At 54.3% G+C, this 14,800-nt stretch carries 11 protein-coding genes; 6 read left to right on the forward strand and 5 right to left on the reverse strand.

The annotated features are described in order from the left end of the window. Nucleotides 1-131: 131 nt before the first annotated feature. Nucleotides 132-377: a helix-turn-helix transcriptional regulator gene (locus BHW66_RS00005; RefSeq protein WP_123051955.1), complete on the reverse strand. Its 246-nt coding sequence runs from the start codon at nucleotides 375-377 to the stop codon at nucleotides 132-134. 123 nt (nucleotides 378-500) lie between these two features. Between BHW66_RS00005 and BHW66_RS00010 the strand changes: the two genes are divergently transcribed. Continuing rightward, nucleotides 501-1,820, forward strand: a complete 1,320-nt coding sequence (locus BHW66_RS00010; RefSeq protein ID WP_217730119.1) for a PEP-CTERM sorting domain-containing protein — start codon at nucleotides 501-503, stop codon at nucleotides 1,818-1,820. Nucleotides 1,821-2,135: 315 nt separating this feature from the next. On the opposite strand, the gene BHW66_RS00015 is transcribed toward BHW66_RS00010, so the two are convergent. From BHW66_RS00015 to pepT, 4 genes are all read right to left on the reverse strand, one after another. Continuing rightward, the gene (locus BHW66_RS00015; RefSeq protein ID WP_128153544.1) at nucleotides 2,136-3,248 is read right to left on the reverse strand and encodes an HlyD family efflux transporter periplasmic adaptor subunit; all 1,113 of its coding nucleotides are present in this window, start codon (nucleotides 3,246-3,248) and stop codon (nucleotides 2,136-2,138) included. A gap of 27 nt (nucleotides 3,249-3,275) precedes the next feature. Next, the gene (locus BHW66_RS00020) at nucleotides 3,276-3,731 is read right to left on the reverse strand and encodes a YbjN domain-containing protein (RefSeq protein WP_022197192.1); all 456 of its coding nucleotides are present in this window, start codon (nucleotides 3,729-3,731) and stop codon (nucleotides 3,276-3,278) included. 229 nt (nucleotides 3,732-3,960) lie between these two features. Next, nucleotides 3,961-5,385, reverse strand: coding sequence for an adenylosuccinate lyase (gene purB / locus BHW66_RS00025; protein ID WP_102758425.1), 1,425 nt, complete (start codon nucleotides 5,383-5,385; stop codon nucleotides 3,961-3,963). 242 nt (nucleotides 5,386-5,627) lie between these two features. After that, nucleotides 5,628-6,881 (reverse strand): peptidase T, encoded by a 1,254-nt coding sequence (gene pepT / locus BHW66_RS00030; protein WP_046436373.1) that lies wholly within the window; start codon nucleotides 6,879-6,881, stop codon nucleotides 5,628-5,630. 116 nt (nucleotides 6,882-6,997) lie between these two features. Here pepT and BHW66_RS00035 point away from each other — a divergent pair, with 116 nt between their 5' ends. The 5 genes from BHW66_RS00035 (at nucleotide 6,998) to BHW66_RS00055 (ending at nucleotide 14,709) form a co-directional block, all read left to right on the forward strand. Continuing rightward, on the forward strand, nucleotides 6,998-9,751 hold the full coding sequence (locus BHW66_RS00035) for a tetratricopeptide repeat protein (RefSeq protein ID WP_102758426.1): 2,754 nt from the start codon (nucleotides 6,998-7,000) through the stop codon (nucleotides 9,749-9,751). Between the two features lie 32 nt (nucleotides 9,752-9,783). Continuing rightward, the gene (locus BHW66_RS00040; protein ID WP_180975773.1) at nucleotides 9,784-10,617 is read left to right on the forward strand and encodes an NAD(P)-dependent oxidoreductase; all 834 of its coding nucleotides are present in this window, start codon (nucleotides 9,784-9,786) and stop codon (nucleotides 10,615-10,617) included. A 12-nt stretch (nucleotides 10,618-10,629) separates the two neighbouring features. After that, a complete protein-coding gene (locus BHW66_RS00045; protein ID WP_012420972.1) occupies nucleotides 10,630-12,186 on the forward strand; it encodes a hypothetical protein in 1,557 nt (518 codons plus the stop codon). A 404-nt stretch (nucleotides 12,187-12,590) separates the two neighbouring features. Beyond that, complete coding sequence (locus tag BHW66_RS00050; RefSeq protein ID WP_012420973.1) at nucleotides 12,591-13,508, forward strand: dihydrodipicolinate synthase family protein; 918 nt, start codon at nucleotides 12,591-12,593, stop codon at nucleotides 13,506-13,508. Nucleotides 13,509-13,527: 19 nt separating this feature from the next. Then, nucleotides 13,528-14,709: an AGE family epimerase/isomerase gene (locus tag BHW66_RS00055; RefSeq protein ID WP_012420974.1), complete on the forward strand. Its 1,182-nt coding sequence runs from the start codon at nucleotides 13,528-13,530 to the stop codon at nucleotides 14,707-14,709. Nucleotides 14,710-14,800: the final 91 nt, after the last annotated feature.

Genomic DNA, 14,800 nt, shown 5'->3' on the forward strand with positions numbered 1-14,800 from the left:
CCTATAGGCATAATACCTCCAAGATTGAAGTAATGGAATGTATAGGAGATACGATTACCAAAATGGTTGGTAAGAGAATGATGTATTGTGAATTGGTGAGTTGAAGAAATTGAACTCTACTTTCCTTGATACTATTCTTTGGAAGACTTCTCCATCACATCATCCAGAAGACTATGCACATCTATCTGTAGATTTTTACAAATGTTGATGACCTCCGTGAATGTAAGATACCGTTCTCCTACTTCATATTTGTTGATGAAGGTATGAGGTGTATTCAGGAGTTCTCCCAAGTCTCGTTGAGTCATATTCAACTCTAAACGTTTTTCTTTTAATATTTTACGAAGATTTTTCTCTTCATTACTATTTCTGTTCCTCATTTTGGAACAATAACAGAGAATAAGATTGTACCAAATTTAGGTACAAAAGTATTTACAAGTCATTCGATATTCGGTAATAGGTCTTCAATGTTCCTAAAATGGGAACAAACCTAGATAAGAACTATGAAGACATTATCATCAGTAAAGGCCTTATTCATTTCCCTAAGCCTATTTGGTTCATACACCATTCCCTATTGTTTGGCGGCAAAAACTGCCGATGTCACGATTAATGGAGATATTATAGAAGATAACGAAAAACATCATAATACCTCCTCAAATGTTTCATGCGCTTTATTGATTTCTTCAGGATCTTCCTATACCGGAACTAATATTGTAATTTCTACAGTGTGTAGATCTAATTCTTTTGGGGATGCGGCGATTTACTCAAAAGGAGGAAAATTTCTCAATTTAGGAGCGAATTACGGTTGGTCCTCAGTTACCGTATCAAAGGGAGGCGTGTGGGGTAGTTACAGTTCAGTGATCGAACTGAGTGACATGACCGAAACATCTACTATCTACAATACGAAAATTTATAATTACGCAGATGAGGGAACAGGTATTCGCCTCTGGAATAATTCAAACCTTCTCCTTGATAATGTAGAAATTTATAATGCCTCAGATACGGCGATCCACGCGAGTAGAAACGCTACAATATCAAATAAAGGTAATGGAATTATTAGAATATCGACAACAGGAGATAATAGGGCTTCTATATCCGCAAGCGGAGATTCAAAAGTAACTCTTTATAACACACATATTGAAAATAAAAAATCCAGTACCAGTGGGGTCTTGGTTGGAGATAGTAGTACTATATCTCTTACAAATTCATCTATTTCTTCAGTTAATAACAACACACTGATTTCAGGTGCAGGAAATCTAGAAGTTAGTCTTAATAACGTGGATTTGTCTAAATCTAAAAATCAGAGAATATCCGCTTCATCTGACTTAACTGTTAATATTCAGAATGGTACTTCTTTCGATGGTTATACTTCTCAAGAAAATGATGGTTCAATTAACATAAATTTAACAAAATCAAGTTGGAACATAACTAAAAATTCTACTTTGTTTTCTCTATCACTAAATGAGAATTCATTTTTAACATTTAATTGCGGAAATGGAGATAAGTTCTACTATATATCCGCTGGTTCTGTTTTCATGGATAAGAGTAGTCAAATAAGGCTTGATCTTGATGAGACGAAAATTTTGAGTATGATCTCTTCCGGTGATGAATTCCAACTATTTTCGGGCGATTTGACGAATTATGATCTTTCAGATATTGATATGTTCAACTCTGACGGATCATATAAATTAACTTATGAAGAAGGGGAATCGGGAAAGGGATGGTTCAAATTAATAGGATATGACGTTGTTCCCGAACCATCGACTTCTACCATGAGTCTATTAGGAATTATGTGTATTATTTTGAGAAGACGGAGGGTTTGATAGAAAAAAGGAAGATCAACTTACGATCTTCCTTTTTTCTATATTGTTCACCTTCAAATAATGAGGATGTGACGAAAATATTATAAAATAGTTTGGTTAGTCAAGTATGTAGGTCCCAAAAATATTTTTTCAAAAGACTCCCACGCGTTCCGCATTCCAGAATTCCCGCGCCTTCCCGATGCCGTATTTTCCCTTCCGGCCGTATCGGTTTCCAGTTTGTGGACGAGTTGTCCCTCCAACGGGAAATTTTTGAAAAGAATGATTCCCCCGCGGCAGAAAAATGGGTGGGAAAGGATATCCCTTTGAAAAAATGAATTAAAGAATCAGAGCGTCCCCTGACTGGAATTCCGGAACGGTCACCAGGGCTCTGCCGTCTTTTAACGCCACTACCTGCACCTTGCGTTCCTGCATTCCTGACGGCGTTTTTACCTGGATGGAGCTGCCGTCCCTGACGGCGGAAGCGGGAATCCACGCGGAAACGGGAACTTGAACGTTGATGGCTACTTGAAGAGCCATATTGACGGGAGCCACTTGCCACTCGGAAACATGGGAGGCATTCGGCTCCAGGGAGGCAATCAACACGGCGGAATTGCTTTTGGAATCCAGCGCCGCATCCACCGCCGTAACGCGGCCCAGCCACTGCAGCCGTTTTCCATTATTCAGCACGCAAGAGGCGGTCAGAGCCGTATTCACCTTGCCCTGCTCATCCCTGGGCAATGCGGAAAATTCTTCCAGCGGAACGGGAATCCGTATCATCCGCTCCTGAAGAGGAATTACTTTCCCCACCGGCTGCCCGGCGACCACGCGGGCACCGGCTCCCACAGAGCATTCCACCACCTGGCAGGTATAGGGAGCTTCCAGCACCGTATCCCGGAGGGCCTGTTCTGCTTCCGCCACATACGCCTCCGCGGCGTTCAGCCTGGCGTTTACGGCTCTGCGCTGCGGCACCCGGAGCACCAGTTCGGATTCCTTTCCGCTTTTGGAGACGGAGCTGTATGTCTTTTTGATGGCTTTCAGGGCTTCCGCCTGCTCCGTAGAAACATCCAGGCGGGCCTGTTCCAGTTCCGCCTGAGCGTTCGCCAGCCGGGCGCGGTATTCAAATTTTTCCAATTCCATCAGGGGGGTTCCCTTCAGGACAATTTCCCCCACATTAAACAGGGGATGCACTTTGTCCACCTTTCCGGAAACGCTGGGAGAAAGCATCGTCAGGTAGGAGGCCTTCACGATGCCGGGCGCGGAAATAAAAAGAGTGTTCGTCTGCAGCCGGAGGGGTGTCTCCGTTCCTGCGGGCGCGCAGCCCCTGTTTCCGGAGGAGGAAAAAGAGACGGACGGCTCCGTTACAATAGCCGTGCCTATCAGAAGCGCCACAATCCCCAGGCCGATGCCTATGGACCAGGACGTTCCCTTTTTTTGAGGGGCCTCGCTCATCAACAGCTCCGGGGGAAACGCGTCCCGTTATTTGGGATATTCCGTCTCCATGATGTGGGAATAGGCCTCCGCCGTTTCCACAGCCACGGTTTCAATATTCTTCATCAACTGGGCAAACTGGGCTTCCGTGAGGTCCATGCCTTCCAGAACGAAGGACTGGCGGTAATAAACATACCCGCTGTTGGGGTCCAGCTGAAAGGCGCCGGCCGTCTGGTCCGCGTTCAGTTCGCTGAGGATAATGCTGACTTCCACACGGCGGTTTTCAGGAACCTTGGCGGCAAAAAGCACGTCAATGACCAGCGTCTCCGGACGTTCAATCATGGTGTACAGGAGGCTCACCGGGGTGAACGTATCACAGGGGACGAATGCGATGCCTGTCTTAATGTTGTGGTCATCAGCGGAAGTAATCCATTCCGTTTCTTCCCCTCTCTTTCTGAGAACGGTGTACACACGGTCCAAAAGGCTGAGATGCTGGTTTTCCATATTGAAAATTGTTTAACAGGGGGTTGCTTGCAAAGGCGCATGCAACGTACGCGCCCGTTTACTGAATTCAAGCTTACTGGCATCCTTCTGATTCGTCAAGCTCTCCTGACGTAAAGAAATTGAAAAAACACGTATGCGGACGGCATAAAAATACAGACGCCGTCCGAAAAGGGCGGCGTCTGGAAAAAACGCGTGCACCGGGAGTTCCGGCTTCTTTCCGAGGTTCTTTTTACAGGATATCCCCGGGCTGGTAGCCCGCTCCGTCCGGAAACCTGTCCGTCACTTCCTTCACCATGGAGCGGAATGCTTCCACCTGGGCGTCAGCCATGCCCGTAGCGGAGGAATTGGAATCAAAAATGCGCTGAAGGTCCGCCCGGTCTATTCCCAGGCGCCCGTCTTCCGCCAGGCGGTCCAGCAAATTGTTTTCCATGATTTTCCCGGCCCGCAGGTCATTGGAGACGGCCACGGCATGTTCCTTGATCACCTCATGGGCGGTCTCCCGGCCAATGCCGCGCTTGACGGCCTCCATCAGGATGGTGGTTGTCATCAGGAAAGGCAGGTAGCGGCGCAATTCCGCAGCCACCACGGCCTCATACACGCCCATCTGGTTCAACACGGTCAGGAAAGTTTCAAACAGTCCGTCCGCAGCGTAAAAGGAATCAGGCATGACGACACGGCGCACCACGGAGCAGGAAACGTCCCCTTCATTCCACTGATCCCCGGCCAGCCCGGAAATCATCATCAGGAAACCCTTCAAGATGACATGGAAGCCGTTGACGCGCTCGCAGGAGCGGGCGTTCATCTTGTGCGGCATGGCGCTGGAGCCAGTCTGTCCCTTGGCGAACCCCTCCGTAGCCAGTTCATGGCCGGCCATCAGGCGCAGGGTCTTGGCGAAGGAGGAGCAGCCGGAGGTGAGTTCCACCAGCCCGGAAACCACGGAGAAGTCCAGAGAACGCGGATATACCTGCCCCACATTCATCCACTTGGCAGGGATACCCAGGTGGGCGCACACGCGGTCTTCCAGTTCCAGCACGCGGCCGGCATCCTGCCCGAAGAGGGAAAGCTGGTCAAGCTGGGTTCCAACAGCGCCCTTCAGTCCGCGCACGCTGTAACGGTCCATGAGGGAAATCCAGGAACCCAGGCCGTGCACGATGTCTTCCCCGAACATGGCGACGCGCTTGCCCATGGTCGTGGTCTGCGCGGCTACATTGTGCGTGCGTCCGGCAATGGTCACGTGCTTCCATTGTTCAGCCAGGGCGCTCATGCGGTTCAACACGGCCACGGCCTTGTCCCGGATGATTTGCATGGACTTCCATATCTGGAGCTGTTCCACATTTTCCGTCAGGTCCCGGGAGGTCATTCCCTTGTGGATATGCTCGCATCCGGCCAGTTCACAGAATTCTTCTATGCGCGCCTTCACATCGTGGCGCGTCACGCGTTCACGCGCGTCAATGGAAGGGAGATTTACCTGGTCTTTCACCCGTTCATAGGCCTCAATCACCCCGTCCGGAATATCCAGCCCCAGATCCTTCTGGGCTTTCATCACGGCAATCCAGAATTCGCGTTCCAGAATGATGCGGCCCTCTGCGGACCAGATGGATTTCATGGCGGCGGAGGCGTACCTTTCAGCCAGGACATTGGGAATCACGCTCATATCAAAATGTGTATATGCGGGGGTTATCAAAAACGGTGAGCCGCCATGATCATGACGGAAGGGAAAAAAGCAAGCACTTTCCCGCAGCTTCACGGATTAGGGACGCCGGGGAATTCAAAGCCATTCCTTTTATGAACTTGATTCAGTATTGCGCCTCCCTCCCAATAAAAGTTTCAGGAACAGGCAAAAATTTTTATTTCCGAATGCCGGAATCGCAACATCTCCGCTTATCGCCATGTTCCTCATTCCCCTGGCGGCGGTTCCAGGCCGTACCTGGCATAACCGGAGACGATTTCCTGAAGGATGGCGGAAATTTTTTCCAGGGAACGGACAGGAACGTATTCATACTTTCCATGGAAGTTGTGGCCTCCGGCGCACAGGTTGGGGCACGGCAGCCCCATGAAGGAGAGGCGGGCTCCGTCCGTGCCTCCGCGCACAGGGACGATTTCCGGCCTCACTCCCACGGCTTCCATGGCCCTGCAGGCATGTTCCACCAGGTGCATGTGCGGAAGTATCTTTTCCTTCATGTTGTAATAGGAATCCGTAATCTCTGCCTTTACCGTCCCCTCCCCGTATTTACGGTTCAGCAGGGCCACGCATTCCTGCATGAATTCCTTCTTGCGCTCAAAGGCCGCCCTGTCATGATCCCTGATGAGGTACTCCGCAGCCGCCTGTTCCACATCTCCCCGGAGTGAATCCAGATGATAAAAGCCCTCGTACCCTTCCGTAAAAGCGGGATTCTGGAACGCGGGCAGCATTCCCTGGAATTCCATGAGAACCAGGCAGGCATTCAACATCCTGCCCTTGGCGCTTCCGGGATGAATGGAAGAGCCCTGCACCGTCACCACTGCGGAAGCCGCATTGAAATTTTCGTATTCAATTTCCCCCAGGGCGCCTCCGTCCACGGTATAGGCGAAATCCGCACCAAATCGCGCCACGTCAAAGGCATCCGTTCCGCGTCCTATTTCCTCATCCGGCGTGAAGGCGATCCGTATCTCGCCGTGAGGCCGTTCGGGGTTCAGCAGGAAGGAGGCTGCCATATCCATGATTTCCGCCACACCGGCCTTGTCGTCCGCGCCAAGCAGGGTAGTTCCATCCGTCACGACCAGGTCCTGGCCCAAATAATCCGTCAGTTCGGGAAAAACGGCGGGGGAAAGCACCATTCCCTGTTCCGGATTGAGCAGGATGTCTCCGCCGTCGTACGAGCGCACGATGCGGGGCTTCACTCCGCTGCCGGAGACTCCCGGAGCCGTATCCACATGGGCCACCCAGCCGATGACGGGAACATTCCCCTCCACGTTGGAAGGGATGGAGGCGTAAACAATTCCGGAATCATCATCCAGTTCCGCCTGCGCTCCCATGTCCTTCAATTCCCCGGCCAACAGCCGGGCCAGCTCCGTCTGGCCGGGGGTGGATGGCACGGTGGCGGAATCCGCGTCCGACTGAGAGCCCACGGAGACATACTTCAAAAAACGGTCTAAAACGGAGATGTTCATGGGAAAAATCAAGGATTGGCAAGAGTCTACCACCCGCCCCCGCGAACACAAGCACAAGACACGGTTTATTCTTGCGATTCAGGACGGTGTGCCGTATGTAAACAAAGCTTCTCCCCATGATGACTCCTCTCCCCCTTGGCATTACCCTTGCTTTGTCCCTGACCTGCGGCTCCATGCCCCTTCTGGCCCAGGGGTCGTATATGCCCGGCCCCATGCCCGCCACCGCCGGGACAAAGCAGGATCCAACGGACATGTACCTGGAGGCGTTGAGGCTGGTGACCCAAGCCGCAGGACTGGTGGAAAAACGGGATTATATAGGAGCCATCCGCCTGACACAGCAGGCGGAAGACAAGTTCGGACGCCTGGCTAAGTCTTATCCCCAATGGCGCCCCAACCTGCTGCAAACGCGCCGCCAGCTCAACAGGGAAAATCTGGACCAGTGGCAGAAGCTGGCCCAGCAGCAGGCCGCCGCCTCTTCTTCATCCGGCCTGGAGCTGGAACGCCCGGCCTCCGTGCCGAAGCGCCCCAGGCCAAAACCCAACATAGCCCTCCCTCCCGGCTACAAGGGCGTGGAATTCCCTACCCGTCCCGGAGAATCCCTGATCAATACCATCCCGTCCCCTTCCGTTTCTCCCGGGGCGGCTCCGGAAGTGGTGGAGAGCAATTACGAACGCATCCGCAGACTGCTGGATAAAACCACCATGGAGAACAATGCTCTGATCCAGGCTCTCAAGCGCACCCGCCGGGAGCAGGAGGAGATTCTGGCAAAACTGGCCGTGGCATCCGCCGGAGAATCCGTTTACCGAGATGAATTGCTCAAGGTCAAAAAGCAGATGGAGGATGAAAGAAAGACCAGCAACAAGCTTATTCAGACTCTCACCAGGAGAGTGGAGGAACTGGAACAAAATGTCACCTCCCTCAGCCAGGACAAAGCCCGTTATCTGGCGCAGATCGCCGATCTTCAGCTGCAGCTCAAGGAGTACCAGGACAAGCTGGACAAAGTGACGGATGAGAAAAACGCCCTTCAGAAAGACCGGGACCAATTGGCGGCCCTGGTGGAGCTCAACAGCCCGGACAAAACAAAAAACCTGTTGGACCGCAACCTGACGCTGGCGGCCCAGCTCAAGGATGCCCAGGACAAAATCGCCGCTCTGGAAACAGCCAAATCCGATTCCGAAGAACAGCGGAAAGCCAACCTGAAAGCGTTGGAAGAGGCGCGTGAGGAATCCGCAGACCTGAAACAGAAACTGATTGCCATCCGGGATGAAAACATCGGCTACCGCAAACGCATCACAGAGTTGAATACCAAGCTCATCAATGCGGATGTGGAACTGTCCAAGCTGGAGGCCAATCCGGAAAAAAGCCCGCTTCTTCTGGAAGAAAACCAGCTGCTGCGCTCCACCATCGCCAAGCAGCTCCGCATACTTTCCGTGCAGGACCAGAGCCGCTCCCTGCTCATCAGCACTTATAAGCGGCTGCATCAGGAAAATCCGGACACGGCGGAAATAGCCTCCCTGATGGACAATGAAGAAGCCATCAAGCTCACTCCTGCGGAAAAACAAATTGTCAACGCCATTGCCAGGGATAACAATATCAATGTTCCCCTGACGGATCAGCAGAAGGAAAAAATCAACAAGCTGGCACAGGCCCTCTCTGCGGAACGCGGCAAGGCCGCCCAGCTTGCTCGGGATTTGGAACTGGCGCGCAGTCAGATGAAGACCAAAGCGGACAAATCCGCCAGAAACGACAAGAAACAGGCGGAAGCCCTGGCGCGGGCCCAGAAGGCCCTGGAACAGAAAAACATTCAGGTGGAGGAACTCACCCGGCAGATGGAAGAACTGAAAAGCCGTTCCGCCGAACAGGCCCGCCTGGCCGCCATCTCCGCCGGAACCATTACTCCGGACCAGGAAAAAGCGCTGAACCGGAGCATGGAAGCCACGGTACGCCGGAAGCTGGAGGCGGAAGCCCTGGGGCAAGGCGCCGCAGAAGCCTTCGCCAAAAAACGCTATGCCGCCGCAGAACAGCTGTACCGGACTTTGCTGGACTTCCAGCCGGCTCACGTTCCGGCCCTGGTCAATCTGGGGACCATTCTGCTTCAGCGCAACAAGGCGGAGGAAGCCATCAAATTTCTGAAAAAAGCCACGGAACTGGACGCCTCCTCCTCCCCCGCATGGTTCATGATGGGGGTGGCCCAATACCGCGCCGGGGAAGACCACCACGCCATCGCCTCCCTGACGGAAACGGTCAGGCTGGATCCGGCCAACGCTCCCGCCCTGCTTTACCTGGGCAACCTGGAAACCAGCGCCGGGAACTATGAAAAAGCGGTGGCCCACTTTGAAAACGCCCTGAAAATCCAGCCGGAATCACCGGACGCGCACTTCAACCTGGCCTGGACCTATTCCCGGCTGGGCCGCACGGCGCAGGCACGCAAAAGCTATGATGCAGCCATCCGCTGCGGAGGCTTGCCGGATTCCGACCTGGAGCTTGCCATTACCGGAACCACCACCCTTCCCCGCAAAAAACAGGCTGCGGACCAGAATCCCGCCTCCGCCGCAAAAGAGGACGGCCCCCAGCTGGCCGCGGCAATAAGCGATCCGTCTGCCATTCCCCACGACGCCAATGAAGTGCCTGCTCATGTGGCGGAGGATCCGAATGCGCAGGAAAAGCCGTCCGCCGGTCCCAAACAGGTCGTCGTCAGCCACCGTCCGGAAACCGACCCCATCTCTCTGGCAGCCCAAATGAGGGAAACTGCCCCTGCGGCGGCATCCGCACAACCTCCGGCAGAAGCCGCAACTGCCGCAACGGAAACGCCCAAGCCGGAAAAGCAGGAACCTCCGCGCAGGAAAAGCCGTTTCCGAATCGGTTCCTGATGGAATTCTTCCCTTTCCCACTAAATAAAGCCATGTATCACGTTTCCATTTTAGGACTGGGCCTCATTGGCTCACGGATTGCACGCCATATGGCCGGAATGGGCGACAAGGTCACCGTCTGGAACAGAACTCCGCGGGAAGATTTTCCGGAAGCGGTTCCTACCCCGGCGGATGCGGCACGCGCTTCCAAAGTTATCCAGCTCTACCTGAAAGACAGGAATGCCTGTCTGGAAGTGTTTGAACAAATGAGAGGGGCTCTGACACCGGAGCATATCATTCTGAACCATTCAACCATTGACCTGGCGACCGTCGGCAAACTCTCCCTGATGAGTTCCGCCATCGGCTGCACGTATGTGGATTGCCCGTTCACCGGCTCCCGTTTGCCCGCGGAAAAAGGGGAACTGGTTTACTACGTTGGCACGGATTCCACCACACTGGACCGCATACGCCCCGTGCTGGAGCACAGTTCCCGGGACATCCTGCACCTGGGCGGCATCGGAGCCGGCACCGTCGTCAAACTGGTTACCAACATGGTCTCCGCCACCATGGTGCAGAGTTTGAGCGAAGCCCTGGCCATCTCCCAGGCGTACGGCATTTCCCCGGAAATGCTGGGCCAGGCCATTTCCCGGAACGTCATCGCCTCCCCTCTGGCTGCATTTAAGCTGCCCCTGATGGCAAAGCGTGACTTTTCCACCCATTTCTCCCTGGACAACATGAGGAAAGACAGTATTTACGCTCAGGAACTTGCCGCAGAAAAAGGAATCCACCCGCCTGTTGCCGCCCTGGTTTCCTCCATCATGGGGAGGCTGTGCCGGGAAGGTCGCGCGGAAGAGGATTTCAGCTGTCTGGCGGAACAATTCGACTAACTTTTTCCGTTGATGAAATTCAGGGGAACATGCGTCTTTCTGTTGACGGCTCTTCTTCTGCTCCCTGCCGGCCGGGGACAGGAACGAAAGGAGCCTGGCAATGATTCTTCCGCGGAAGTGCGGCAGACGGAAGAAGAATCAGCATCCGTCCAGGATGCGGATTTTATTGATGACGCCTCGGACCGTCCAGTATTGCAGGGCAGTTCCAATGTAAACCCCGTCGTTCCCCCTTCACCTTCGGCAAGGACCGCCGCCGGAGCGGAGGAACAGCCCGCCAAAAGGCAGCCGTTCACCAGCGTTTCCACCTCCAAGCAATTCCACGTCACCGGGATGGACTCCCTGCTGGCCGGGGCCATCGCCACCCGGGCGGATGCCATACGCACCGCGCTGCTAAAAGTCCTCAAGCAGCCTGACGAATGGAAAAACGGCATCAACATCCGCCTGGTAGGAGAGCCGGGAAGCCCCGTTCCGGCCAACCCCGTCCGCATGCAAACCGTCATTGTAGGCAATACCCTCTCCTATAGCATTTTCATTCATCTGGGCCACGGCATCAACCAGGACAGCCTGCGCCGCGCCATCGTCTCCACCCTGCTTTATGAAATGATGCTGCGCACAGTGGACCCGGAAGGCCTGCCGGACAACGTCACGCTGCCCCCCTGGCTGATTGCCGGGTTGGAACAGGCTGTTCTGTGGCACAATAATGAAGCTGACCGTGCCATGTATTCCACCCTGTTCCAGCAGTCCGGAATTATGACTCCGGAAGAAATCCTGAATTGCCGGGAACCGGAAAAGGAACTGGATGCGACCTCTTACGCGGCCTATCAAACTTCCTGTGGAGCCCTGGTGCTTTGCCTGCTGAACCAGGAAAACGGTCCGGAAGGAATGAAACAGCTTCTGGACCAGGCTATTCTGGGCAATGACGATCCCAGAAACCTCATCAAACGCCATTTTCCGCAGCTCAGCCTGACCCCCACTTCCCTCCATAAATGGTGGACGCTTCAGCTTTCCCGCATGGCGACGCCTCCCCTGACGGAAACTCTCACGATTACGGAAACGGAACGTCATCTCCAGGAAGCCCTTACCCTGGTCAAGTATGATCCGGATACCCGCACCACCGTCACATTTCCCCTGGATGACCTGGAACAGGCCCGTTCCCTGCCGGATCTGAACAGGCAGCTTTCCAACGTGGCTGGCAGCCTGCTCAACCTCAGCAGGCGTTCCTTTCCTTCATACCGGCCCGTCATTGTAGAATATGCCAAGCTGGTGGCCCTGATGCAAACAGGGAAAGTCAACAGCCGGGAAGCCGTCCCCAAAATCAGCCAGCTTCGGGAAATAAGAAACCTTTCCATGAAAACCGCCCGCCGCGTCCGGGACTATATGGACTGGTATGAAATCAACACGCGGTCCGGAACCGGCAAGACATTCGCTTCCTACGCGGCAGCCGTGAAAATCCTCCGGGAACAGGAACAGCCGGCCAATACCCCTGTTTCCCGCTACTTGGACGACATTGAAAAACTGTACACCCTCCCGGCCAGGGCTCCCGTGCCCTCCCTGCATGGGAAGGATTAAGGAATTAAGGAAAGGCGTTCTGCGGCGGAACCATCCTGCCGTCCCCATCAAGAGCGCCGCACTTCTAAAAAAACGGCTTCCTGTGCCGTGCAATGTTCTATCTTCACGGCATCACAAAATGCCGATGAGTTCTCCCCGGAAGCCGGATGGTGCGGAAATCTGGTGCTATGAAGAGAATTGCTTGCCGGAACATGCCAAATCACCGGCAGAAACCATGCATCACGTCATGAACCAATAGACTGTCCGTCAGCGTTTTGAATCATTCTCTGCATCAGCGCTCATCCCCGCCGCAGAAACGCGCATTTTTTTATGTGGTCTTTTTTTATTCAGAAAGATTCAGGGATTGTCTTTCCCAAGATGATTTGCAATCATCACCCCGAATTATTTTCATATCACTACATAATATGGACACGTCATTGAAACTCCACGGCCTGGTGGCCGCCGTACACACTCCGTTCAAGGCGGACGGTTCCCTGAACCCTTCCAGCGTTGACGCCCAGGCCAAGTTGCTTGCCTCCCAGGGCATCAAGCTTGCTTTCATTACCGGCAGCACCGGGGAATCCTCCTCCATGCAGCTTGAAGAACGCAAGGAAATCTATTCTGCCTGGAAGGAAGCCTCCGCCAAGCATGGCGTGGAAGTTATCGCCCATACCGGTTCCAACAGCGTCTGGGACGCCCGGGAACTGGCCTCTTTTGCCCAGGAATGCGGATTCGTGGCCACCAGTTCCCTGGCCCCGTCCTACTACAAGCCCGGCACTGTTCAGCGCCTGGTGGAATGCTGCGCCTTCGCCGCCTCCGGCGCTCCCGACCTGCCCTATTATTACTACGATATCCCCGTGCTGACGGGCGTACGCTTCAATCCGGTGGATTTCATCAGGCTGGCCAAGGAACAGATTCCAAATTTCGCAGGCATCAAATTCACCAATCCGGATCTGGCCCTGTACCAGACCACGCTGAATTACGACGAGACCGTGGATATTCCCTGGGGTGTGGACGAATGGTTTACGGGCGCCCTTTCCGTGGGGGCCAAGGGCGCTGTGGGGAGCTCCTTCAACTTTGCTCCGGCCCTGTACCAGAAACTCATGAAAGCCTTTGCGGAAGGCGATGTGGAAACGGCGCGCGACTGCCAGTGGAAATCCGTTCAGATGATCAATATCCTGGCCTCCAAGGGCTATATGGGCTGCGCCAAGGCTCTGATGGGCTGGCTGGGCGTCGATCTTGGCCCCGCCCGACTTCCGCAGGGCAACCCGACCGCAGATCAGCTGAAGGAACTCCGTTCCGAACTGGAAGGCATCGGCTTCTTCCAGTGGGCTTTAAACTGAACCCCGGAACCTGACTGACATGGCTGCAACTCTTGATATGCCCTCTTTGGGCAAGTTCTACCGCCGCCAGCTTCTGGAAGACGTTCTGCCGTTCTGGTTCCCCCGCGCCTACGACGAAAAAAACGGTGGTCTTTACCACTGCTTTGACGCAGACGGCACGCTGGTGGACTCCGACAAATCCGTCTGGGCCCAGGGCCGCATGGCATGGATGCTGCTGACAATGTACAACAGCATCGAAAAGAATACGGACTGGCTCAAATGGGCGGAAAGCGCCTTGGAATTCCTGAAAACCAAGTGCGTTGACCCGGCGGACGGCCGCATGTTCTTTCATGTGGCTGCCGACGGCACCCCCATCCGCAAACGCCGCTACGCCTACAGCGAATCTTTCGCCGCCATCGCCTTTGCAGCGCACGCCAGGGCGACCGGCAGCCGGGATTCCGCCCGTGAAGCCCGCCACTGGTTCGACATCTTCACGGACAACTGCTTCACTCCCGGCAAAATGGTTCCCAAATTCACCGGGGAACGCCCTACGACCGGTCTGGGCACCCGCATGATTACCCTGAACACAGCTCAGGAAATGCGCAAGTACCTGGAAGATGACGACGGCTTCTATACCGGCTGGACAGACCGCTGCATCAACGACCTCCGCACCCTGTTCATGAAACCTGACATCCAGGCAGTCATGGAAGTGGTGGGAACGGACGGTTCCATCATCGACCACTTCGACGAACGCACCCTGAACCCCGGCCACACTACGGAGGGTGGGTGGTTCGTGCTGGAAGAAGCCCGCCATCGCGGCAATGACCCCGAACTCATCAAGGTGGGCTGCGACATGATCGACTGGGCATTCGCCCGCGGCTGGGACAAGGAAAACGGCGGCATGCTGTACTACACGGACGTGTACAACAAACCCGTTCAGGAATACTGGCACAACATGAAGTTCTGGTGGCCGCATGATGAAGCGCTCATCGCCATGACGCTCGCCTACAAGCTCACAGGGGAAGAACGCTATGCCATCCGTCACGACATGGTGCGCAACTGGGCTTTCTCCCACTTCCAGGACGTTCAGCATGGCGACTGGTTCGGCTATCTGAACAAGGACGGTTCCAGGGCTAACACCCTCAAGGGGAGCCTCTGGAAATCCTTCTTCCACCATCCCCGCGCCATGTGGTGCTGCGCCCACTACTGCGGCGCCATTTAAGAAGGCGTCAGGCGGTCATTCCATATCCATGGAACGGCCGCTTTTTTATGCCCTCAATACCAAAATTCAGAGGGTTCCGGATAAAACAATC

The organism is Akkermansia sp. 54_46 (assembly GCF_001917295.1).
In the GTDB taxonomy this organism is placed as follows: Bacteria; Verrucomicrobiota; Verrucomicrobiia; order Verrucomicrobiales; family Akkermansiaceae; genus Akkermansia; species Akkermansia muciniphila.